Below are 22,524 nucleotides of genomic sequence, written 5' to 3' on the forward strand. Positions count from 1 at the left end.
CGCTCTAGCCCAGGCGAGTGCGGGCGAGCACACTTCAACCATGACTTCGCCTGACGTGCAAGACGGTCCACTGACCGACGGGTTCCACCTCGTGGTCGACGCGCTCAAGCTCAACGATGTCGCGACCATCTATGGCGTGGTCGGCATTCCGATCACCGATCTCGCCCGGCTGGCTCAAGCCGAGGGCATCCGCTACATCGGCTTCCGTCATGAATCCGATGCCGGCCACGCTGCTGCCGCCGCGGGCTTCCTGACCGGCAAACCCGGTGTGTGCCTGACGGTTTCGGGACCCGGCTTTCTCAATGGCATGGTCGCCCTGGCCAACGCGACCGTGAATTGCTTCCCGATGGTCCACATCGCCGGGTCCAGCACCCGGGCCATCGTCGATCTGCAGCGCGGTGACTACGAAGAGCTCGACCAGATGGCGATCGCGAAACCCCTTGCCAAGGCCAGCTTTCGCGTCGATCGGGTCGAGGACATCGGGCGCGGCATCGCGCGGGCGTTCCGCACCGCGGTGTCCGGTCGCCCGGGCGGGGTGTACCTCGACATCCCCGGCGACGTTCTCGCTCAGACGATCGGCGCAGCGGCCGGCGCCGCGACGTTGTGGAAGATCACCGATCCGGCGCCCGCCCAATCCCCTTCCCCCGAGGCTGTTTTGCGGGCATTGGAGTTGCTGGCCGGCGCGCAGCGGCCGTTGATCGTGCTGGGCAAGGGCGCCGCCTACGCACAGGCCGACCAGCAGATCCGGTCGTTCGTCGAAACCACCGGTATCCCGTTCCTGCCGATGTCGATGGCCAAGGGTCTGATCCCCGACGACCATGAACTCTCAGCCGCCGCCGCACGCTCACTGGCGATGTCACGCGCCGATGTGGTCTTGCTCGTCGGCGCACGGCTGAACTGGCTGCTGCAGCATGGCGAATCGCCGCACTGGGCCGGTGGCACCACGTTCATCCAGATCGACATCGACCCGACCGAATTCGACAGCAACCAGGCGACCGTCCCGCTGGCCGGCGACATCACCTCGGTCATCGGTGCACTCGATGCCGGCCTGCAGCGGCAGCCGGTCACGTGTCCCTCCGCATGGCCGGCCGAGCTGGCGCAGAAGCGTGAGCACAACACTGCGAGCATGGCCCGCCGGCTGGCCGAGGACCCGCAGCCGATGCGCTTCTACAACGCGCTGCGACCGATCCGGGACTTCATCCGCGATCACCCCGAGGTGTATCTGGTCAACGAAGGCGCGAACGCCCTGGACATGACGCGCAACATCGTCGACATGCGGGTGCCGCGACACCGCCTGGACTGCGGCACCTGGGGTGTGATGGGCATCGGTATGGGCTACGCGATCGCCGCGGCAGTCGAGAGCGGCCAGCCGGTCATCGCGGTCGAAGGCGACAGCGCGTTCGGGTTCAGCGGGATGGAGATCGAAACCATCTGCCGCTATGGCCTTCCCATCACTGTCGTGATCCTCAACAACGGCGGGGTGTACCGCGGCGACGGCGTCGACCCCTACGGCACCGACCCCGAGCCAACTGTGCTGGCACCGCGCGCCCACCACGAACGGCTCATCGAAGCCTTCGGCGGCACCGGCTACCACGTGGACACCCCGGACGCACTGGCCAGTGCGCTGGCCGCCGCCGTGGCCTCGCGCCGACCCGCACTCATCGACTGCCAACTGGATCCGTCCGCAGGCACCGAAAGCGGCCACCTGACCAACCTCAACCCCCGCAGCGCGCTGCAGCCGACCCAGGCCTGAAAGGAAGACCAATGAACACGCAAGCCCCACAACCGCTTTCCGGTATCAAGGTGATCGACTTCACCGGTGTCCAGGCCGGTCCGGCCTGCACGCAGATGATGGCCTGGTTCGGCGCAGACGTGCTGAAGGTCGAGCGCCTCGACGGCGGTGACGTGACCCGCCACCAGCTGCGCGACATCCCCAACCACGACGCCCTGTACTTCACGATGCTCAACAGCAACAAGCGCTCACTGGCGATCAACACCAAGACCCCGCAGGGCCTGGAGGTGATGGAGAAGCTGATCCGCGAAGCCGACGTGCTGGTGGAGAACTTCGCCCCTGGCGCTCTCGATCGAATGGGCTTGTCCTGGGAGCACATCCACGAATTGAACCCACGACTGATCTTCGGCTCGGTGAAGGGCTTCAACGACGAGTCGCCGTGGAAGGACCTCAAGGTCTACGAGAACGTCGCGCAGGCCGCCGGCGGCGCCCTGTCGACCACCGGGTTCTGGGACGGCCCGCCGACTGTGAGCTCGGCTGCGCTCGGTGACAGCAACACCGGTATGCACCTGTTGATCGGCATCCTCACCGCCCTGCTGGCGCGGGAGAAGACCGGTGTGGGACAGAAGGTTTCGGTGTCCATGCAGGACGCGGTGCTGAACCTGTGCCGGGTGAAGCTGCGCGACCAGGAACGTCTGGAGGCGGTCGGCTACCTCGAGGAGTACCCGCAGTACCCCAACACCCCGTTCGGCGATTCGGTGCCGCGGGGCGGAAATGCCGGCGGCGGTGGACAACCGGGTTGGGTGCTCAAATGCAAAGGTTGGGAGGACGATCCCAATGCCTACATCTACTTCACCATCCAGGAGCAGAACTGGGCGAGGACGTGCGAGGCGGTCGGCAGGCCGGAGTGGGCGGACGACCCCGCCTACAGCACCGCCGAGGCCCGCCAGCCGCACATCTTCGACATCTTCGCCGATATCGAGAAGTGGCTGGCCGACAAGACGAAGTACGAGGCCGTCGACATCCTGCGCAAGTACGACGTGCCGTGCGCACCGGTGCTGAGCATGAAGGAGATCGCCTACGACCCAGCGCTTCGGGCCAGCGGCACGGTCGTCGAGGTCGAGCAGGAGGAGCGTGGAAAGTATCTGACCGTGGGCAGCCCGGTGAAGTTCTCCGATTTCACCCCGACAATCACCGGCGCACCACTGCTGGGAGAGCACACAATCGATGTGCTCAGCGACCTCGGCTACAGCACAGACCAGATCGAGGGCCTGAAGACCGCACACGTCATCTGACCGGAGGCCGATTATGTTGTTGGGCGACCTGGTTGCGCATACCGCCGCGACCACCCCGGCGGCGATTGCGCTGGTCGTCACCGCCGAGAACCGTTCCGTCAGTTACTCGGTGCTGGCCGATCTGATCGAGCAGGCTGCCACTGCGCTGCGAGGCACCGGGTTGGCTGCCGGGGATGTGGTCGGGCTGCGGGCACCCAACACCGTCGACTACGTCGTCGGTCTGCTCGGTGCCGCACGGGCCGGGCTCGTGGTGGCGCCACTGGATCCGGCCCTGCCTGTGGCCGAACAACAGGACCGGATGCAACGGCTGGGTGCTCGGGCGGTGCTGACGAACGCTCCTGCCGAGGTGCTGGACGGTGCCCCGGAAATCAGGCTTGGCGTCGACGGATCGCACTGCACCGTGAGCGGCGCCCCGACCGAGGGCAGGGATCCGTCGGCGATCGGCATCACTCCCGATGACGCGATGGTGATGTTCACGTCGGGAACGACCGGCAAGCCGAAGATGGTGCCGTGGACCCATGATGCGTTGGCCGCGGCGATGAACAACGTGGTGTCCGCCTACGGGTTACGTGCCGACGATGCCACCGTCGCGGTGATGCCGATGTTCCACGGGCATGGTCTGGTGGCCGGCCTGTTGGCGACGCTGGCCAGCGGCGGCACGCTGGGCTTGCCTGAGAAGGCGCGCTTTTCACCGCACACGTTCTTCGGCGAGCTGTCCGCGACGGGAGCCACGTGGGTGACTGCGGTGCCGACGATCTACCAGGTGTTGTTGGACGTCGGGCCGGAGGGTGCCGCAGCGGCCGCGCGATTGCGTTTTCTGCGCAGCTGCAGCGCCCCGCTGCCGCCCGCGGTGGCTCAGCGGCTGGAAGACGCGTTCGGCGCGCCGGTGCTGCCGGCGTACGGGATGACCGAGGCGACGCATCAAGCCTGCGCGGTGAGTGCCGGCGCCGACAGCGAGACGCGGCTGGAGACGGTCGGGGCGCCGGTCGGCGCCGAACTGCGCATCGCCGATACCGGTGAGGTGTGGTTGCGCGGACCGGCCGTGGCGCGTGGTTACCTCAACGACCCGGCGGCCACTGCGTCGACATTCGGCGACGGCTGGTTGCGTACCGGCGACCTCGGCTCGGTGAATGATGCTGGGGTGCTGACGCTTCGGGGCCGCATCAAGAACATCATCAACCGGGGCGGGGAGAAGATCTCCCCGGAGCGAGTCGAGGACGTGCTGCTCGCCCATCCCGATGTGGTGCAGGCGGCGGTGTTCCCGGTTCCGGACGACAAGTACGGCGAGCAGGTGGCCGCGGTGGTCGTCTTGCGATCCGGAGCCGCGTTCGACAGCGCGGCGCTGCAGGCGTTCTGCGCGTCCCGGCTCGCCAAGTTCGAAGTCCCGGAGCGTATTTCACCGGTGGACGAGCTACCGGTGACCGCGAAAGGCTCAGTGGACCGGAATCGGTTGGCGCAGCTGTTCGGCTAGCTCACGGCGACGTCGAGGCGGGCCATGCCCCGCAGCGTGACATGCGGCTTGTAAGTCGGTTCCTCCGCCAGCCGCGCATCCGGGAAGCGCTTGGTCACGGCAGAAAGAGCGACCGCGGCTTCCATCCGCGCGAGCGGGGCGCCGAGGCAGAAGTGCGGGCCGTGCCCGAACGCCAGGTGGCGGACCGTACCGCGGGTGGGGTCGAATTCGTCGGGCCGCTCGGTGACGGCGGGATCGCGGTGCGCCGCGGCCAGCAGGATCATCATGATGTCGCCCTTGGGAATTGAGCTGGTGCCGATCGTCATGTCGGCGCCCGCGACCCGGCTGGCCAGCTGCACCGGTGGGTCGTAACGCAACGTCTCCTCGATGATGGCCGGAGCTCGGCCCGGATCGGCACTCAGCGCGGTCCAGTTCTCGTGGTTGCGCAGCATCGCCAGGATGCCGTTAGCGATCAGGTTCACCGTCGTCTCGTGGCCCGCGATCAGCAACAGGTTGCAGGTCGCGACGATCTCCTCTTCGGTGAGCTGGTCACCGGATTCCTCGACGGAGATCAGCGCCGACATCAGGTCATCGGCCGGCTTCGAGCGCCGCTGCTCGAGCAGCTCGCGCAGGTAGCCCCGCAGCCACAGTCCGGCCTGCATCCGCTCCTCGAGACCCTGCGTCTCGCCCGAGAACGTGACAAACGGATCCAGACCTTGCGCCAGAATTGTTGACGCCGAACTGAATTGAGGCTCGTCTTCCATCGGCACGCCCAGCAGCCGACAGATCACCGCAACCGGAAGCGGGTGCGCCAGGGCCTCGATGACATCGAACTGACCGGTGTCGTCGACCTTGTCCAACAGCCCGTCGACCAAGCCGGTGATGTCCGACTCCAAACCCTTGACCACTTTGGGCGAGAACGCCTTGCTGACCAGCTTGCGTAGCCGGGTGTGATCCGGCGGGTCGAGGAACAGGAATCCGGGCGGGCCGAAGGGGCGAACCTGTTCCCCGGCGGCGACGGCCTGCTGCGCCGCGGTCGATTTCATTCGGTCACTGCACGAATCGGGGTGGCGCAGCACCTCGTCGCAATCGGCGAAGCTGGACAACACGTGCAGGGTGGACTCCGGCATGTGCATCGGGCCGCCGTCGAGGATCTGCCGGTAGACCGGGTACGGGTTGGCTCGGATGCCGGGGTCGAGCAGTTTCAGCAGCAGTGCCTGCGGCTCGGCGGGAGCAGTCATCTACCTATTGTGCACGCGTCGAATGCCCGTAGTACTGACCGAGGACGTGATCGCGCAGATCGTCGAATTCGCCGGCGCCGATCGAGGCTCGAATCTGGTCGACGAGCCGGATGACGAACCGCTCGTTGTGGATCGTGCACAGGGTCGCGGACAGGATCTCCTTGGCCTTGAACAGGTGGTGGAGGTAGGCCCGCGTGTAGTTGGCGCAGGTGTAGCAGTCGCAGTCGGCGTCGATCGGGGTGAAGTCCCGCCGATAGCGCGCGCCGGTGATGTTGAACCGCCCGGTCGGCGCATACACCGCCGCGTTGCGCGCCACCCGTGATGGCGACACACAGTCGAAGGTGTCGGCACCGGCGGCGACGGCCGCGAACAGGTCGTCGGGCTCACTGATCCCGAGGAGGTGCCGCGGTTTGTCGTCGGGCAGTTCGTCGGTGCACCATCCGACGATCGTGGCCAGGTTCTGCTTCTCCAGCGCTCCCCCGATGCCGTAGCCGTCGAAGCCGCGCCCTTCGGCATCGACGATGCTGGCCAGGTCCCGGGATGCCTGGCGACGAAGGTCCTCGTACTGCGCGCCCTGCACCACCCCGAACAAGGCTTGCGACGGCCGCTCCGGCCGATCAGCGGTGAGCCGGCGATGCTCGGTCAGGCAACGCACCGCCCACGCCTGGGTGCGCGCCACCGATTCCTCTTGGTAGCCACGGGTATTCACCAACGTCGTCAGTTCGTCGAACGCGAAGATGATGTCGGCGCCGATCTTGTGCTGAATCTGCATCGACACCTCGGGGGTGAACCGGTGGGTCGACCCGTCCAGGTGGGAGATGAACGTGACCCCGTCGTCGTCCACGTGTGCCAGGCGCTGTTTACCCTCGGCGATCACGTCGTCGGCCTGCACCCGGTTGGCGTCCATCGACAGCACCTTGCGGAACCCGGCCCCCAGCGACAGCACCTGGAAACCGCCGCTGTCGGTGAACGTCGGCCCCGGCCAGTTCATGAACGCGCCCAAGCCCCCCGCTTCGTCGACGATGTCGGGTCCTGGCTGCAGATAGAGGTGATAGGCGTTGGCGAGCACGGCTTGTGCGCCCAGTTCGCGCATCGTCTCGGGCAGCACCGCCTTGACCGACGCCTTGGTGCCCACCGCGATGAACGCCGGCGTCTGGATGTCGCCGTGCGGCGTATGTATCACCCCGGTGCGTCCACGACGGCCGGGCAGGTCGGCGTCGACGGTGAAGAACGGGGGCACGAAGGTATCTAACCAGCGCCTTACGTCAGGAAGCGCACCATGTGTCCGGCCAGCTCCTCACCGGCGTCCTCCTGCAGGAAGTGCCCGGCATCGTGGATGGTCGGGTGATCGCGGCCCTGAGCGCCGGGCATCTGCTGGAAAATCGGGGCCATCGCGCCGGTGATCGGATCGCCGTCGCTGAACGCCACCAGCATCGGGGTCGAGCTGGCCGACAAGACCGCCCACGCGCTGCGGTTGGCCGCGGAGGCCGGATCGTCCGGGTTCGTCGGCACCAACCCGGGCATGGCCCGCGGCCCAGCGCAGAAGCTGTCATCGGGAAATGGCGCGTTGTACGCCTCGCGCACGACGTCGGCCATCGGCCGCAGGCAGCCCGACTCGACGAACCGCCCCACGTCGATGCTCGGGGAGGTCTGGATCGCTTCGCGGAATCGCCACCAGATCTCGGGCATGTTGAAGTCGCCGGTCGGCAGGCCGGTGTTGGCCACGACGATGCGGGCAAACCGGTCCGGATTCTCGGCCGCCAGTCGCAGCCCGATCAAGCCGCCCCAGTCCTGCCCGAACAGCGTCGCCCGCCGCAGATCGAGGACGTCGAAGGCCAGCGCGCGCATCCACTCGACATGCCGGGCATAGGTGTGGTCCTCGCGACGGGTGGGTTTGTCAGACCGGCCGAACCCGACCAGATCTGGGCAGACGACGCGGTGTCCGGCGGCGACCAACACCGGAATCATCGTGCGGTACAAAAACGACCAGGACGGTTCGCCATGCAGTAGCAGGATCGGGTCGGCATCGGCGGGTCCGTCCTCGATCCACGCCACCCGAATGCGACCGCCGTCGTCATCATCGAGCTCGCAATAGTGCGGGGAATAAGGGAAATTGGGGATTTCAGCAAATCGTTCGTCGGGTGTTCGCACCGTCTGCATAACGGTCAAGATACCGACTTTCCCTGTGCCGTCCGCGATTTGCCCGATACCGGGGGTCAATTTCCAACAGCTGGCCGTCAGGCAAATATTTCGTCCATTCCTGCCACCAGCGGGATTTCGCGCACCATACTTTCCCTCGATGATCCGTCAATGGCGACGGATCACGCCTACATAAGGAGACATCGGTGAAGCGTGGATTGGTGGTGACCGTCGCCGGCGCCGCAGTCTTGGTGGCGGGGCTGTCCGGTTGTTCCAAGGACGAGAAGAAAACTGAGTCGACGACGAGCGCCAAGGCGACGACGTCGGCAGCGGCAACAACGAGCGCGGCGGCAGGGTCCCCCAGCGCGACCGCCGGTGCCGGCACCGCAAAGGTGACGATCGACGGACAGGCTCAGAACGTCCAGGGCCAGGTCGTCTGCGCGACCGCGGGCGGCAACGTCAACATCGCGATCGGCGAGGCGATGACCGGTATCGCGGCGGTGCTGTCCGCCGACGGTTCGACGGTGCAGTCCGTCGGCCTGGGCAACGTCAACGGTGTGACGCTGGGCTACACGCAGGGCGTGCCCGGCGGCGCGAGCGCCACCGCCAAGAAGGATGGCAACTCCTACACGATCAGCGGAACTGCGACGGGTGTGGACATGGCCAACCCGATGCAGCCCGTGACCAAGCCGTTCGAAATCCAGGTCACCTGCCCGTAGTCGGGGGCCAAACGGAGCGGCGGCGCCCTGAGGGGTCGCCGCCGCTTCTTTGTGTTGTCAGACCCCGACCGCCTTCTCGAGCGCGGCCAGCGAGTCTTCGAGCTGTCCCAGCAGCCGCTGCAGGTGCGGGATGCTGCGCCGGCAGCCGACCAGCCCGAAGTCGAGGTTGTCGGCATTGTTGGACAGCGTGATGTTGAGGGCCTGACCGTCGAGCGCGATCGACAGCGGATAGTTGCCGTCCAGGCGCGCGCCGCGCCAGTACAGCGGTTCGCGGGCGCCCGGCACGTTGGAGATCACGATGTTGAAGGGCGGCGACGCGGCGGCCGCGAGCGCGGGGATCAGTGTCAGGGCCAGCGGCGCGACATTGAACGCCGACAGGGCCAGCTGCTGCAGCCTGGGGAGCTGTTGGAACACTTCCTTGTTGCCGGTGATCGAGTCGTGGATGATCTCGAGGCGCTGGGCGGGATCACTGACATCGGTGGCCAGACTGCACAGGATGCTGCCGACCTGATTGCCGCTGGAGTGGTCGTCCTCGGAGCGCAGGTTGACCGGGACCATGGCGATCAGCGGCCGGTCGGGCAACGCATCCTGCTCGATCAAGTAGGCGCGCAGGGCGCCCGCGCACATCGCCAGGACGACGTCGTTGAGGGTGACGCCGGCGGCGTCCTTGATCGCGACGAAGCGTTTGATCGGCCAGGATTGCGCCGCGACGCGGCGGGCACCGCCGATGGCGACGTTGAACATCGTCTTGGGCGCCCCGAACGGCAATGTCAGCTGCTGTTCCAGCAGCGCGGCACGGGTCACCGTCAACGCCGAGGGGGCCAAGCCGGCGACGGTTCCGGCCGCTTGCCTGAGTTGGCTCACCGGCGACAGACTGCGCCTTTCTTTCGTGCGCTGGCGTGGGCCGAGGCTGTACGGCGCCCGCACCTCGGTGTCTTGCGGATCCAGCGACAGCGATCGGCGCATCAGCTTCATCGCCGAGACGCCGTCGAGCAGGGCGTGGTGGACCTTGGTGTAGACCGCGACCCGGCCGTCGTTGAGGCCTTCGACCAGGTGGGTTTCCCACAGCGGCCGGTGCCGGTCGAGCAGGGTGCCGTGCAACCGCGACGTCAGCTCGAGCAGTTCGCGCACCCGCCCCGGCGAGGGCAGGGCCGAGCGGCGCAGGTGGTACTCGAGGTCGATGTCGTTGTCGAAGGACCAGGCAAGGTTGGCGATGCCGCCGAGCAGCTCACCGGGATGCTTGCGGAACGTCGGCTGCACATCGCCATAGGTGAGCATCTCGGCATAGATCTCGGCCAGGAATTCCGGGCCGGCACCTTCGGGCAGCTCGAACAGTTGCAGGCCGCCGACGTGCATGGGATGTTCGCGCGACTCGGCGAGCAAGAACATCGAGTCGGTGGGCGAAATCAGCTCCATCGAGGACCTCCGCGTCGGTTTTACCCCGTGTGCCCATTACACCCGGTTGTCACACGACGCGACGCGTCCTCGCCGGATCAGCGGTGGCCGCCGCCTCCGCCGCCCCCGCTGCTGTGGGTGCCGCCGCCGTTGAAGCCCGGCTCGGCCACCTCGGCCTCGGTGAGCTGATCGCTGGTGTCGGGGATGACGGTCGGGGCGCAGTTCATCGAGAAGCTGTCCTCGGTGTCGCTGTCCTGGCACTGCGCACTCACCCGGGGCGCGGGGGTGGCGCCGAACGCCGCAGCCGCCGGGGCCGCCGCGATCACCAATCCGATTGCGGCATAGAGCATCCGGCGTCGACCGGTCGAAGCGGTTGTCATGATCACGTACCCCCTGGTCTACGGCGCTGCGTCTCCAAAGCGCCAGGGTAGGTGAGGTTCCTGGGAATCGCGGCGCGCCGCCGCCGATTCACAGCAGTCACGCAGGACGGCAGCCCGTCTACCGCGTGCGAGCGCGCCGATGGCCGGTCGATTGATGAGGAGCCGCCGAGCTATCGGACTTGGTGCTTACCGCGCCGGTGCGTACTCGTCGTTCGACCGATCGGCCACTTGCCGCGGCAGGACGGCCGCCGTTGGTGTTGTTGATGCCGCCGTCGGCGACTTTGTTGTTTCCCAACGCCGCGGAGAACTGGAGGATGGTGGGAGCGTATCCGGCGTACGAGTTGCTGCCATTGCCTACCGTGATCGCCAGGTTGACTCCCAGCGGCTCCGAGTTGAATGGGTAGCCATTGCCGGCGAATGCGATGTTGCCTGCGCCGAAGGAGTACGCCGCGTTGAGGATTCCATCGGCTTCAGCAACGGTGTCCCAGGTACCCGCTACGAGGCCATAGGTGGGCGCGCCCAAGTTGTAGCCGGGGATGCCGGCCGCGACCGCGGTGTTGAAGTAGCCCTGGGCCGTCGCACCGGTCTCCACGCCAATACTCGTGGCGACGTTTCCAACCCCGACCGCGTAGGCGATCAGTTCACTTGCGGACCTGCCGCTACCGACGGCTATCGCGACGTTCAAACCGCCGCTCGCGGTAGCCGACACGTATGAACCCAGGCCAATGGCCAGGTCGCCGAATTGGGTTGTGGTGCACCCTTTCCCAAGACTGAACAGGCCGCTGAACGACACGCAGTCCGCGCGCGCGTCCCCGGCGGCACCCACGCCCACCGAGGCCAGCGAGATGGACATCAATCCTGCGAACAGACTGCGACTCATGACATGTGCATTCATGTCACGAACGTATGCAGCGGTAGTCCGGCCACCATGAGTAATCGACTACTGCACTTTGGTCGGAGAGGCTAGGCGACCGGCGTCACCGTCGCGGTCGACACGACGACGATGCTGTTCCCGCTGCTCACGTACAGCCGGGACCCGTCGGGGCTGAGTGTCATCGTCCGCACGTTGACAGCATCGATCGTTCCGATGATCGTGTTGGTGGCGGTGTCCATGACCGCGATTCCGGGACTATTGGCGAACCCTATGTAGACCCGCGTTCCATCCGGGCTGAAGACGACGCCCGTAGGTATGTGCTTCACGTTGATGTTTTGAATGACTTTGTTTGTCGCGGTGTCGACGACACGGATCATTCCCCACGTCTTGGTGCGAAACGGGGGGTCCATCTCGGATTCGGATTCTCTGTCACCGACGTAGAGGCGAGTGCCGTCAGGGTTGAGTGTCAGGCTCAACTTGTCCCCCTGTAGTACGACGGTGCCCGGGTACGGGATGACGTCGAGGGTGACGAGTTGGACGTTGTATGTGCCGTTGACGTAGGCGTGGAAGCCGTCATTGGTGACGGTAATCAGGTTTCTGTCGAAGGTGGACCCGGTGGTGAACGACTTGACCCGTGTGTTGGTGCCGAGGTCCCAGAGAGTGACGCCTTGTTCCTCGAATGGACGACTGACCCAGAGGAAATTGCCGTCTGGGCTGATGTCGATGGCCTGCGCACCAGCTTTCAGCTCGGCGGTGACGGTGCCCGTCGTGGTGTCCACCACCGCGACCCGGCCCCCATTCTTGAGAACATAGAGGCGCTTGCCATCGGGGCTGATTGCCAGCTGCGCGTCATGCAGCACGTCGCCGATGTTGGAATCTCGGGGAATCTTGATGGTTTTCGTGATCGTGTTGGTAGCGGTGTCGATCACCGCGACGTACCCGTCCTTGAGGTAGTGCGTGCCGGGGGTGGTGGTGGTGTAGGCGGTCTTGCCGTCGGGACTCAGCACCACATCACCCGGCTTGTAGACCACGACGGTGCCGATGACGGCCGGTGGGGTGGACGGCGTCCCACCAGTACCGGTTCTCGGCGAGCCGCCCTGCGGATCAGGGCCATCGTTGGCGGCCAGCGTCTGCCCCAATCGACGCAGCGCAGTCACGAACCCGTCGAGCAGAGCGCGGACCTGAGGGGGCGGCGCGGGAAGAGTGATGCGGGCCGAACTCACCTCTGCCACAGGGATTTTGACGGTCCGAGCGCTGACGGTTTGGACCGTTGCGGCCGCCGGCACCTTGGCGACGGCATTGCGCGGCCCCGCGACCGCTGATCGCGGCTTCGCCGTCGCCTTCGCAGGCCCCGCTGATGCGGAGGTCTTGGACCCGGCCGAGGAGTCGGCGCTCGGTTCCGCGTGCGCGACTGCCTGCCCGGTCACGAGCGCGGTACCGAACCCGACCGTGAAGGCGACCCCCACCCAGAACGGCATCTGTCGCAAGCGTGCGCGATCGACTGTAGGCACGAACTCGGCCATCGTGGGTCCTCACCACTCATTGAGCAATCTGACGTAGCAAACATCTGTTTCTACCAGACCGATGTCCAGAATGTCAGGTGAAATCTTCGTTTCATATGGTGAAGGCCGTTCGGCGGGTCGCTCTAGAGCTCCCCACACCCCCATTGCAGCGCTCCGAGCTATCTAGCGACGCGCCAAGCTACGTACTCACCGCACGAGAGAACAAACGGTCACCACCGGGCTCAACATGTCTACGTACTGATGACGCTCGATGATTTCGCGGGTGGTGAAGCCTCGATTTGCCGTTGGCTTCCGAGTAGTCCACGCGGATGGCGCTCATGTCACAAACACAATGAGCATGTACAAGCTGACGAGAATTGGTAGTACAGGTGCGAGCCAGAACGCCATCGCCTTGGCAGGCTGCTTGTTTTGCACGGCCGAGACAAATGAGGCCGCGGTCAGGACAGCCAAGAGGATGGCGACCGAAATCGCCCAGTACCGAACGGGTGTCGTCGCGAGAACGATCGCGGTTCCACCAAGCCAGACCAGGTAACCGAGTGCAAGCCCGACGACCGCGGAGAGCGCAGTGCGTAGCGGATTGGTTGGCATCAGACGTAATTCGTGTCCAGCGAACCCACGACTACGAGTCTAGGTACAGCCCTCCGACGGACAAGTCACCCAGACATCAGCCGACTGTCGCGACACCCTTGGTCGAGATCATGAAGCCGCGGCCGCCCGCGGCAGTGCAGGTGACGCCGCTCTCTTCAGACAGACACTTGAACGGTCCCAGCGCCATCGTCTGACCGTAGGCAAGATCGGGAATGCCCAGCGGCGGATCGCCAAGACACGTTGGGCCCGCACATGTCTGGAATGCGCCCTTGTTGTCCATCTGCACCGATTGGGCCGGGTCGCCGGTCTTGCAGTACACCCCATCCTGCCCAACTCGGCCGCCGGTATTGATCTCGCAATCGATGTTGTGCGTCGGCGAATAGAACCCGCAATATTGGCCCACCGTCGTGCATACCGAATCATCGGCCGCGGCCTGCGGCACTCCGGTGATCCATCCGGTAAGACCAATTCCCCACGCCGCTGCAATTACCAGAGTCCGGTTATTTTTCCCCACCATGCCTACAACTCTCACCGAGAGAGCCAAAATGCGCGCGTGATTCGGCGAACTACGAGCCGCCGGCCCGCCACGTCACCTCAATGTCGTCGCCGCCGAGGGTGACCAACGCCTGTGTGACACCATCGGCATCGGCGAATTCCACCTCGTACGCCGAGGGAAGACCCGCATCGCGATACACCATCACCACCGTGCCCTGGGCACCCACAGGAAGGTCGTGTTCCGGCAGCGGTCGGAGCAGCCGGACGCCGTCGTACTCCTGAGGCCTCACCGGTCGGACTCTCCCACGAAAAAGCCCTGAACCCAATTCAGGTCCAGGGGCTTATGGCGGTGGCGGAGGGATTTGAACCCTCGGACGGGGGTTACCCGTCACACGCTTTCGAGGCGTGCTCCTTAGGCCGCTCGGACACGCCACCGTCGAAGAGCTTACGGGTCGCAGCCGGGCTAACCCAAATCGCGCTGACGGGCGAAAAACCCCTCCAGCAGCGCGGCGCACTCGTCGGCCAGCACTCCCCCGCGCACCTCGGGCCGATGCGTCAGCCGCCGGTCACGCACCACGTCCCACAGTGAGCCTGCCGCACCGGTTTTGGGCTCCCACGCCCCGAACACCACCCGCGCCACCCGCGCCATCACCAAGGCACCCGCGCACATCGTGCACGGCTCGACGGTCACCGCCAGCGTCGTCCCCTCCAGCCGCCACCCGTCGCCGTACACCTGGGCCGCCGCCCGCAGGGCCAGGATCTCGGCGTGCGCGGTCGGGTCACCCAGCTGTTCGCGGGCATTGGCCGCTCGGGCCAGCTCAGTGCCATCGGGACCGAACACCACCGCACCGATCGGCACGTCCTCGTCGCCAGCCAGTCCGGCAGCAGAAATCGCCGCGCGAATCAGCTCAGAATCAGAGGAGCTCACCGATCGAGGCGGTCGAGCACTGCTGCCAGTTCGTCGGCAAAACCCATCTCCCGGGCGATCCGGCCGAGCTGTTCATCGGCATACAGATCGGTCTCGTCGAGAATCACGCTGAGCACCGGCTCGGGCAGTCCGATATCGGCCAGCACGCCCAGATCACCCTCTTCAAAGGGGTCGGCATCCTCGAGGTCTTCGGGGGAAATGTCGGCGTCCAACGTCTCCAGCGCCTCGGCCGCGATGTCGTAATCGAGCGCCGCCGTCGCGTCCGACAGCAGCAGCCGGGTACCTGCCGGAGCGGGCCGAACGATCAGGAAGAACTCGTCGTCGATGTCCAAGAGCCCGAATACCGCACCGGCGCTGCGCAGTTCTCGCAACTCCGTCTCGGCAGCGCTCAGGCTGGTCAGCACCTTCGTACTCATGGCCGAGCAACGCCACTTGCCGTCCTCGCGAACCACGGCCACGGCGAAGCCGTCCGGGGTGTCCGACCCCGGGCTGTTCTGCGCCCGCTGTGCTTCCATGGGCGCATACGCTAGTCGCTGATCAGGCCTTTTGACCAGGTACCCATCGGTTGTGCCGCGGAGATGTGCCAACCTGGACAGGTGACGAAGACACCCGTGTGCGTCCTCGGGCTTGGGCTGATCGGCGGGTCGCTGTTGCGCGCGGCGGTCGCCGCCGGCCGCGAAGCGTTCGGCTACAACCGGTCCGTCGAGGGCGCCCAGGGTGCCCGATTCGACGGCTTCGCCGCCACCACCGACCTCACCGAAGCCCTGCAGTGGGCCGCCGACCGTGACGCGCTGATCGTGCTCGCCGTCCCCATGCCCGCGGTCTCCCTCCTACTCGGCCACATCAAGGACGTCGCTGCCGACTGTCCGCTGACCGACGTCATCAGCGTCAAGGGCGCTGTCCTGGACGAAGTCCGCAAGGCCGGCCTGCTCGACCGCTACGTCGGCGGCCACCCGATGGCCGGCACCGCACACTCGGGCTGGTCCGCGGGCGACGCGGGACTGTTCACCGGCGCAGCGTGGGTCCTCGGGGTCGACGAACACGTCGACGCGAAGGTGTGGGCGCAGGCCATGGATCTGGCCCTGGATTGCCATGCCGTCGTGGTCCCCGCCAAGTCCGACGAGCATGACGCCGCCGCGGCGAGCATCTCGCATCTGCCGCATCTGCTGGCCGAAGCGCTGGCCGTGACGGCCGCCGAGGTGCCGCTGTCGTTCGCGCTGGCCGCCGGCTCGTTCCGCGACGGCACCCGGGTCGCGGCCACCGCCCCCGACCTGGTTCGGGCGATGTGCGAGGCCAACGCCGACCAACTGCTGCCGGCTCTGGACCGTGCGATGGAGCTGCTGACCAAGGCCCGTGATTCGTTGGCGCAGAAGGGTTCGGTGGCCGAACTGGTCGAGGGCGGCCACGCTGCGCGCACCCGCTACGACAGCTTCTCGCGCCCGCAGATCGTGACCATCGCCATCGGCGAGGAGAACTGGCGTGAAGAACTGGCCGCCGCCGGTCGCGCCGGCGGGGTGATCAGATCCGCGCTGCCAATCCTGGGTAGTCGGTGATGAATCCGTCGGCGTCGACAGTGATCGTGGTCTGGGCGACCGGCGAGTGCAGCTTGATGCCGTCGCGGCCGTCGGGGCCGACGCTGCTGTAGCTGATCGTCGCCTGGCTCACGGTCAGGTCGGGCAAACTCACGTAGACAACCGGCAGGCTCACCGAGTCGGCCCGCCGGTACAGCCCGGTCCGCCGAATCGGCAGCGCGTTGAAGAACGGGCTGAAGACGACATCGACATCGAGCGCGCCCTCATACGAGGCCCGCGTCTGCCCCTGATGATCGGTGATCAGCCACATGTTCTCCTCGTCTCGGGCGATCGACAGCTGCCGATCCCGTTCGGCGAGAGTCACGCTCATGGACAGCCGCTTGGTGGCGCCGGTTTCGTCGGTCACCAGGTCATAGGAGGCGCTGAAGGCGGGGTTCGTCGCGGCAGCCGAGGCGACGATGCGGCCGTAGGCCTTGATCCGGTTGCCCGATAGCTGGACCCGGGCCGATTCCATCCGCGAATCATCATGTGCGCGCCAGGTCAGGATTGCCGGCCAGGCGCTTTCTGTCGCGTCGTTGGCTGCACTCACCCGTCTACCGTATGCGACGGACCACCCCGTTCGTAACCAGGTGGCGAACTGCGGCCCTTCCGTGATGTGGGTGCCTGCGCATCGAAACTCACCTCGTCGTCGAGCAGGGGTTGCGGCATCCGCCGGAAACGCCCACTGCCCGGCACCGAGGCCCACACCGCCATCGCCAGCAGGCCGTCGAGCACCAAGGCCAGCACCGTCACCAACAGAGCACCCACTAGGGCCAGATAGAACTGACGGACCTTGATGCCGTCGATCAGATAGCGCCCAAGCCCGCCGAGGCTGGCGTAGGCGGCCACCGTCGCGGTCGCCACCACCTGCAGCGTGGCGGTGCGCAGCCCACCCAGGATCAGCGGCAGGGCATTGGGTACCTCGACCCGCAGCAAAACCCGGGTCTCCGTCATGCCCATCGAGCGAGCGGCGTCCTTCACCGCGGGGTCGACGTTGGCGATCCCGGCGTAGGTGCCGGCCAGCAGGGGTGGGATGCCGAGCAACATCAGCGCGACGGTGGGTGGCAGCAACCCCAGCCCCCACAGCAGCACGCCGAGCAGCAGCACGCCCAGAGTGGGCAGCGCACGCAGCGCGTTCACCCCGGTGACGACCAGGAAGGTGCCGCGACCGGTATGCCCGATCAGCATTCCGATCGGGATCGCGATCAGCGCCGAGAAGACGACGGCCACCGCGGTGTACTGCAGGTGCTCGAGGATCCGCACCCCCAGACCGGCCTTCCCCTCCCAGTTCGCGGCGGTGAAGATGTAGGCGAGCGCCTGATGCAGGAAGTTCATCGGCTCACCTTCACCCTCGCCCACGGGGTGATGAGCCGGCCGGCCAACAGGATCAGCACGTCGACGACGATCGCCAGCAGAAAGATCGCGATGATGCCCGCGACGATCTGGTCGCTTTTGTCAGCCTGGTAACCCTCGGTGAACCAGGTTCCCAGGCCGCCGATCCCGATGACCGAACCCACCGACACCATCGAGATGTTGGTCACCGCGACGACGCGCAGGCCCGCGATGAGCACCGGAATCGACAGCGGCAGTTCGACTTTGAGCATCCTGGACACCCTGGTGTAGCCGACGGCGGTGGCGGCGTCACGCACCTGGGCGGGCACCGCATCCAGCGCCTCGGGCACGGCCCGCACCAGCAGCGCGGTGGTGTACAGGGTGAGCGCGACGATCACGTTGGTCTCGTCGAGGATGCGGGTCGGGATGATCAGCGGCAGCACCACGAACAGCGCCAGCGAAGGAATCGTGAAGATGATGCTCGCCGTCACGGTGGTCAGCCTGCGCAGTGCGGTGGTGCGCCACACATACGCGCCCAACGGAACCGCGATCGCCAGACCGATCACCACCGGAACCAGCGAGAGCCGAAGGTGGATAACCGTCAGCGCCCACGCCTTGTCGAGATGGGTCAGCAGATAATTCATGACTTACGCTGGGCCTCAAGCGCTTCCAGAACGTCATCGGCCTTGACCCCGCCGATCACCTGCCCGTCGTCGTCGACGGCAACCCCGAGTCCGGCCGGCGAGGACAGCGCCGCATCCAGGGCCAGCCGCAGCGTACCGTCCGGTCCGAACAGCGATCCGCCCGCGATTGTGCTGTCGTACAACGAACTTCCGCCGCGGTGCAGCTCCACACCGTCGGCGTTGAGCCAGGCGTATGGCCGGCCGTCGTCTCTGGTCACCAGCCGCCACTCACCCGGCTGCAGCGACAGATCGTCGATCCCGCCCTCTTTGACCGTCTGAATGTCGTGCAGCGGCAACCCGGCCGCCTGCCGGAATTGCAGACCGCGGTAACCCCGGTCGGCCCCGATGAAACCGGAGACGAATTCGTTGGCCGGATTGGACAACAGGCGCGCCGGAGCATCGTATTGCTGCAATGTGCCACCCGGGCCGAACACGGCGACCCGGTCGCCGAGTTTGATCGCCTCGTCGATGTCATGCGTGACGAAGACGATGGTCTTCTGCAATTCGCCTTGCAGGCGCAGGATTTCGGCCTGCAACTCATCGCGTACCACCGGGTCGACCGCCGAGAACGGTTCGTCCATCAGCAGCACCGGCGGATCGGCCGCCAAGGCGCGTGCGACGCCGACGCGTTGCTGCTGTCCGCCGGACAACTGCGCCGGATAACGATCTCCCAGTTTGGGATCCAGGCCCACCCGCTCCAGCACCTCGTAGGCGGCCTTACGCGCCGTGCGTCGCGATTCGCCCTTGAGCACCGGCACCGTCGCGACGTTGTCGATGACCCGCTGGTGCGGCATCAGTCCGCCGCTCTGAATGACGTAGCCGATCCCGAGCCGCAGCTTCACCGGGTTGACGCCGGCGATATCGCGCCCGTCGACGGTGATCGTCCCCGAGCTGGGTTCGATCATCCGGTTGATCATTCGCATCGAGGTGGTCTTGCCGCAGCCCGACGGCCCGACGAAGACCGTCAGTGTGCCGGTGGGCACCTCCATGCTCAGGTCGTCGACGGCAACGGTGCCATCCGGGTACGTCTTGGTGACCGCTTCGAAGGTGATCATCTATTTCCCGATCGGCTTGTCGAAACCGTTGTCGCGGATCCACTTTCGCGCCGCCTCGTCGGGGTCGACCCCGGAGTTCCCGGACACGGCGGTATTGAGTTCGATGAGGCCCTCGGTGCTCAGCTTGGCCGACACGGCGTCGAGCACCTTCTTGAGTTCATCGGATTTCTTCTGCGAACTGACCAGCGGCACAACGTTGGCCGCCAGGAAGTTGTTCTTCGGATCCTCCAGGACGACGAGCTTGTTCTGCGGGATCGCCGGGGAGGTGCTGAAAATGTCGGCGGCGGTGACGGTGCCGTCGACCAGCGCACGCACCGTCGCGGGGCCACCCCCGTCGCTGATCGCGACGAAGTTGTCCGGCTTGATGTCCAGACCGTACTTGGCTTTCAGCCCGGGCAGACCCTCGGTGCGGTTCAGAAATTCCGAGGGGGCTCCGAACTTGACCTCCGGGGAGTGCGCGGCCAAATCGGCAATGGTCTTGAGATTCCACTTCTGTGCGGTGGATTCGGAGACCGCGACGGTGTCGGTGTCGTTGGCGGGCGAGGGCGTCAGAATCGACAAGTCACCCGGCAGCGCCCGGACCAACGCCAGCTCCACTTGGTCGGGTGTGGTCACCGTGGTCTTGGGATCGAAGTACTGCAACAGGTTTCCGGTGTACTCGGGCACCAGGTCGATCGAATGGTCGCGCACCGCGGGAATGTAGGTCTCGCGGCTGCCGATGCCGAACTGCCGTCCGACCGTGAAACCGTTCGCCTCCAACGCCTGGGCGTAGATCTCGGCGATGATCTTCGATTCCGGGAAGTCCGCGGAGCCGACGACGAGGGTCTTCAAATCACCCGACGCCGAGCCGCCGCCAAGCGGATTGGCACTGCCACATCCCGCAACAACGGGCAGGACCAGCATGAACAGCGTTGCTACCAACCACAGTCGCTTTCCGCCCCGCGACGCGTTCATGTGCGTCCTTTCACCCCGGCCCGTTTCACCGACAGTAACGGCAGTGACCGCCACCCGCCCAGGTTTAAACCCCGGTTGTTTCCTTATGCGCCGAAACGGGCAAAGATGACGGAATGAGCAGTGAGTTCCCGGGGCCGCCGAACGAGCCGACGTCGGTTCCGCCCGTACCGACTCCGCCGGAGCCGCCCGCGCCACGCACCGCCGCGAACGTGTCGGAGGTCAAGTTCACCCGCGCGGCCGCGCTGTGGTCGTCGGTGATCGCCGGGTTCCTGGTCCTCACAATCCTGCTGGTCTTCATTGCCCAGAACACCGAGTCGGCGTCGTTCGCGTTCTTCGGCTGGCGCTGGTCGCTGCCGTTGGGCGTCGCGATCCTCATGGCGGCGGTGGCCGGCGGCCTGGTGACCGTCTTGGCCGGCGCGGCGCGGATCTTCCAGCTACGCCGCGCGGCCAAGAAGAATCTCAAAGCCGCGCGGAACGGCTAAGCCAGCGTCTCGAGGCCGCGAGCGATCAGGACGGCGACCGCTTGCCCTGCGCGATCGTCGTCGCTGGGGGTTCCCGCCGCCATCCGCCTGCGGAAGTCGATCCCGGCAGCGATGATCGCCAGCTTGAAGTACCCCAGCGCCATCTGAAAATCCCAGTGCGCCAGTGGGTTTCCAGACACCTCCGAATACCGGTGGGCCAGCTCGTCCGCCGACGGCATCTGCGGGGCGGTCCAGGCCGTCTCCTCGTTGAGGATCAGATTCAGCGCAGGGTCCCGGTGCACGCACATCAGCGCGGCATCCGAAAGCGGATCGCCGAGCGTCGACATCTCCCAATCCAGCACGGCCCGAACAACAGTCGGGTTGTCGGCGTCCAGAATCGTGTTGTCGATGCGGTAGTCACCGTGCACGATCGAGGTTCGGCTCTGTTCGGGCACCGAGTCGGCCAGCTTGGCGTGCAGCCGCTCGACGTCGCCGTCGCGCGGGTCGTCGGCGAGCCGGACGTGCTCCCACTGCGACCCCCAGCGCCGGACCTGGCGTTCCAGATAGCCACTCGGCTTACCGAAGTCGCTCAATCCCACGGCGTCTGGATCGACCTCGTGCAGGTCGACCAGCACCCGGATCAGACTGTCCACACACGCACTCACCACGGCGGGGCCGCCGAGAGCGTCGAGCTCGACGCGGCTGCGAACCACGTTGCCCGCAACGTATTCGACCATCTGGAACGGCGCACCCAGCACGGAGTCGTCGTCGCGCATCGTGACCGCCCGCGCCACCGGGACCGGGCTGTCGGCCAGCGCGGCCACCACCCGGTATTCGCGCCCCATGTCGTGGGCGGACGGGGTGAGGCCGTGCAGCGGCGGGCGGCGCAGCACCCACTTGGACGCGTCGTCGAACACCAGGAAGGTCAGATTGGAGCGTCCACCGGAGATGAACTGGCCCTGAAGCTCACCGGTGCGCGGGATACCTGCGGCGCGCAGATGCCGGTCCAGCGCTTCCAGGTCGAGGCCGTCGAGTGAAGTCACCAGCTATGTATAGCTAATAGCGCTGATTACGCGGCAAGAGGTCCCAGACGTGCTCGGTGCCGTTCACCGCGGCCACCGTGGCGAACCCGTTGCGGGCATAGAGCAGGCGGGTGATCGACACGTAGTCGATCGGAAAGGACAGCAACCGCTTGGTGCCCAACAGCTCATGCAGGATCACGTTGATCACCCCGCCGTGGCTGAAGACCGCGACCGTGTCATCGTGCCCGGCGGCGTCGACGATGTCGGCGAGAGCGGCGGCAATCCGGCCGCGGAACTCACCCTCGTCGACACTGCTGGGCAGCCGGCCTTCGGCCATCCGAGCCCACTCCTCGGGCTTCTCCTTGCGCACCTGTTCGATCGGCACGTAGTGGGACAAGCCGCGGTCGTACTCGGCAAGCCGCTCGTCGATGTCGAGGGCCAGGTCGAGGGCCTTCGCGACCGGCTCGCCCGTCTGGATCGCGCGGCGCTGCGGGCTGCTGACCAGCCGGGTGATCGGAAAGCGGGCCAGCCCTTCGGGCAGCCGTTCAGCCTGCCGCCACCCTTCCTCGGACAGTTCGGGATCGGCCCCTTCGCCTGCCTCGGTCCGGTTCGGCAAGGCATGCCTGACGAGCAACAACTGCATGATCGAGATGGCCCTTTCTCCTACTGACGCCCGTGCAACGATAA

The 22,524-nt window shown here is 66.2% G+C and carries 25 protein-coding genes and 1 tRNA gene; 6 read left to right on the forward strand and 20 right to left on the reverse strand.

Translation table 11 applies throughout. The features are described 5' to 3' along the window. Positions 1 to 40: 40 nt before the first annotated feature. From oxc to EV580_RS13775, 3 genes are read left to right on the forward strand one after another with little or no spacing between them, the layout of a single operon-like run. Entirely contained in the window at positions 41 to 1,753 is a 1,713-nt protein-coding gene (gene oxc, locus EV580_RS13765; protein WP_133691725.1) for an oxalyl-CoA decarboxylase, read from the forward strand. Between the two features lie 11 nt (positions 1,754 to 1,764). Continuing rightward, positions 1,765 to 3,027 carry a formyl-CoA transferase gene (frc, locus tag EV580_RS13770; protein WP_133691726.1) on the forward strand — a complete coding sequence of 421 codons (1,263 nt, stop codon included), beginning with the start codon at positions 1,765 to 1,767 and terminating at the stop codon, positions 3,025 to 3,027. Between the two features lie 13 nt (positions 3,028 to 3,040). After that, the gene (locus tag EV580_RS13775) at positions 3,041 to 4,498 is read left to right on the forward strand and encodes a FadD7 family fatty acid--CoA ligase (RefSeq protein ID WP_133691727.1); all 1,458 of its coding nucleotides are present in this window, start codon (positions 3,041 to 3,043) and stop codon (positions 4,496 to 4,498) included. Here the strand turns inward: EV580_RS13775 and EV580_RS13780 are convergent. The 3 genes from EV580_RS13780 to EV580_RS13790 are packed head-to-tail and all read right to left on the reverse strand — an operon-like array spanning position 4,495 to position 7,878. After that, positions 4,495 to 5,718, reverse strand: coding sequence for a cytochrome P450 (locus EV580_RS13780; protein WP_133691728.1), 1,224 nt, complete (start codon positions 5,716 to 5,718; stop codon positions 4,495 to 4,497). The two genes, EV580_RS13775 and EV580_RS13780, sit on opposite strands and share 4 nt — an antisense overlap. A 4-nt stretch (positions 5,719 to 5,722) precedes the next feature. Then, positions 5,723 to 6,958, reverse strand: coding sequence for a tRNA guanosine(34) transglycosylase Tgt (gene tgt / locus EV580_RS13785; RefSeq protein WP_133691729.1), 1,236 nt, complete (start codon positions 6,956 to 6,958; stop codon positions 5,723 to 5,725). Between the two features lie 20 nt (positions 6,959 to 6,978). Continuing rightward, on the reverse strand, positions 6,979 to 7,878 hold the full coding sequence (locus EV580_RS13790) for a haloalkane dehalogenase (RefSeq protein WP_133691730.1): 900 nt from the start codon (positions 7,876 to 7,878) through the stop codon (positions 6,979 to 6,981). A 185-nt stretch (positions 7,879 to 8,063) separates the two neighbouring features. Between EV580_RS13790 and EV580_RS13795 the strand changes: the two genes are divergently transcribed. Next, positions 8,064 to 8,576, forward strand: a complete 513-nt coding sequence (locus EV580_RS13795; RefSeq protein WP_133691731.1) for a lipoprotein LpqH — start codon at positions 8,064 to 8,066, stop codon at positions 8,574 to 8,576. A gap of 57 nt (positions 8,577 to 8,633) precedes the next feature. On the opposite strand, the gene EV580_RS13800 is transcribed toward EV580_RS13795, so the two are convergent. From EV580_RS13800 to EV580_RS13845, 10 genes are all read right to left on the reverse strand, one after another. Beyond that, positions 8,634 to 9,992: a WS/DGAT/MGAT family O-acyltransferase gene (locus EV580_RS13800; RefSeq protein WP_133691732.1), complete on the reverse strand. Its 1,359-nt coding sequence runs from the start codon at positions 9,990 to 9,992 to the stop codon at positions 8,634 to 8,636. Positions 9,993 to 10,069: 77 nt separating this feature from the next. Further along, entirely contained in the window at positions 10,070 to 10,351 is a 282-nt protein-coding gene (locus tag EV580_RS13805) for a hypothetical protein (protein ID WP_133691733.1), read from the reverse strand. A gap of 118 nt (positions 10,352 to 10,469) precedes the next feature. Next, the gene (locus EV580_RS13810; RefSeq protein ID WP_133691734.1) at positions 10,470 to 11,246 is read right to left on the reverse strand and encodes a hypothetical protein; all 777 of its coding nucleotides are present in this window, start codon (positions 11,244 to 11,246) and stop codon (positions 10,470 to 10,472) included. Between the two features lie 68 nt (positions 11,247 to 11,314). Beyond that, positions 11,315 to 12,703, reverse strand: coding sequence for a hypothetical protein (locus tag EV580_RS13815; protein ID WP_133691735.1), 1,389 nt, complete (start codon positions 12,701 to 12,703; stop codon positions 11,315 to 11,317). A gap of 360 nt (positions 12,704 to 13,063) precedes the next feature. Further along, positions 13,064 to 13,336 (reverse strand): hypothetical protein, encoded by a 273-nt coding sequence (locus EV580_RS13820; protein ID WP_133691736.1) that lies wholly within the window; start codon positions 13,334 to 13,336, stop codon positions 13,064 to 13,066. Positions 13,337 to 13,412: 76 nt separating this feature from the next. Then, on the reverse strand, positions 13,413 to 13,778 hold the full coding sequence (locus EV580_RS13825) for a hypothetical protein (protein ID WP_133691737.1): 366 nt from the start codon (positions 13,776 to 13,778) through the stop codon (positions 13,413 to 13,415). A 124-nt stretch (positions 13,779 to 13,902) separates the two neighbouring features. After that, positions 13,903 to 14,121 carry a DUF4926 domain-containing protein gene (locus EV580_RS13830; RefSeq protein WP_133691738.1) on the reverse strand — a complete coding sequence of 73 codons (219 nt, stop codon included), beginning with the start codon at positions 14,119 to 14,121 and terminating at the stop codon, positions 13,903 to 13,905. Between the two features lie 54 nt (positions 14,122 to 14,175). After that, positions 14,176 to 14,266, reverse strand: a tRNA-Ser gene (locus EV580_RS13835). A 28-nt stretch (positions 14,267 to 14,294) separates the two neighbouring features. Then, positions 14,295 to 14,759 (reverse strand): nucleoside deaminase, encoded by a 465-nt coding sequence (locus EV580_RS13840; protein WP_133691739.1) that lies wholly within the window; start codon positions 14,757 to 14,759, stop codon positions 14,295 to 14,297. Next, the gene (locus tag EV580_RS13845) at positions 14,756 to 15,274 is read right to left on the reverse strand and encodes a tRNA adenosine deaminase-associated protein (RefSeq protein WP_133691740.1); all 519 of its coding nucleotides are present in this window, start codon (positions 15,272 to 15,274) and stop codon (positions 14,756 to 14,758) included. Before EV580_RS13845 ends, EV580_RS13840 begins: the two co-directional genes overlap by 4 nt. Before the next feature lie 96 nt (positions 15,275 to 15,370). Between EV580_RS13845 and EV580_RS13850 the strand changes: the two genes are divergently transcribed. Continuing rightward, positions 15,371 to 16,312, forward strand: a complete 942-nt coding sequence (locus tag EV580_RS13850) for a prephenate dehydrogenase (RefSeq protein ID WP_286171590.1) — start codon at positions 15,371 to 15,373, stop codon at positions 16,310 to 16,312. Here the strand turns inward: EV580_RS13850 and EV580_RS13855 are convergent. From EV580_RS13855 to EV580_RS13875, 5 genes are read right to left on the reverse strand one after another with little or no spacing between them, the layout of a single operon-like run. After that, positions 16,278 to 16,880 carry a putative glycolipid-binding domain-containing protein gene (locus EV580_RS13855; protein WP_133691742.1) on the reverse strand — a complete coding sequence of 201 codons (603 nt, stop codon included), beginning with the start codon at positions 16,878 to 16,880 and terminating at the stop codon, positions 16,278 to 16,280. The genes EV580_RS13850 and EV580_RS13855 overlap by 35 nt on opposite strands. Then, positions 16,877 to 17,665, reverse strand: a complete 789-nt coding sequence (locus tag EV580_RS13860) for an ABC transporter permease (protein WP_133691743.1) — start codon at positions 17,663 to 17,665, stop codon at positions 16,877 to 16,879. Before EV580_RS13860 ends, EV580_RS13855 begins: the two co-directional genes overlap by 4 nt. Further along, positions 17,662 to 18,306 (reverse strand): ABC transporter permease, encoded by a 645-nt coding sequence (locus EV580_RS13865; RefSeq protein ID WP_133691744.1) that lies wholly within the window; start codon positions 18,304 to 18,306, stop codon positions 17,662 to 17,664. The genes EV580_RS13860 and EV580_RS13865 overlap by 4 nt, the downstream gene beginning before the upstream one ends. Further along, positions 18,303 to 19,400 carry an ABC transporter ATP-binding protein gene (locus tag EV580_RS13870; protein WP_133691745.1) on the reverse strand — a complete coding sequence of 366 codons (1,098 nt, stop codon included), beginning with the start codon at positions 19,398 to 19,400 and terminating at the stop codon, positions 18,303 to 18,305. Before EV580_RS13870 ends, EV580_RS13865 begins: the two co-directional genes overlap by 4 nt. After that, positions 19,401 to 20,303: an ABC transporter substrate-binding protein gene (locus tag EV580_RS13875; RefSeq protein ID WP_286171591.1), complete on the reverse strand. Its 903-nt coding sequence runs from the start codon at positions 20,301 to 20,303 to the stop codon at positions 19,401 to 19,403. 164 nt (positions 20,304 to 20,467) lie between these two features. On the opposite strand from EV580_RS13875, the gene EV580_RS13880 reads away from it, so the two are divergent. Next, positions 20,468 to 20,836, forward strand: a complete 369-nt coding sequence (locus tag EV580_RS13880) for a LapA family protein (protein WP_133691747.1) — start codon at positions 20,468 to 20,470, stop codon at positions 20,834 to 20,836. Here the strand turns inward: EV580_RS13880 and EV580_RS13885 are convergent. Beyond that, the gene (locus tag EV580_RS13885) at positions 20,833 to 21,858 is read right to left on the reverse strand and encodes a phosphotransferase family protein (RefSeq protein WP_133691748.1); all 1,026 of its coding nucleotides are present in this window, start codon (positions 21,856 to 21,858) and stop codon (positions 20,833 to 20,835) included. The two genes, EV580_RS13880 and EV580_RS13885, sit on opposite strands and share 4 nt — an antisense overlap. A gap of 13 nt (positions 21,859 to 21,871) precedes the next feature. Next, positions 21,872 to 22,480, reverse strand: a complete 609-nt coding sequence (locus tag EV580_RS13890; RefSeq protein ID WP_133691749.1) for a histidine phosphatase family protein — start codon at positions 22,478 to 22,480, stop codon at positions 21,872 to 21,874. Positions 22,481 to 22,524: the final 44 nt, after the last annotated feature.

The sequence above is a fragment of the Mycobacterium sp. BK086 genome, from assembly GCA_004362315.1.
In the GTDB taxonomy this organism is placed as follows: domain Bacteria; phylum Actinomycetota; class Actinomycetes; order Mycobacteriales; family Mycobacteriaceae; genus Mycobacterium.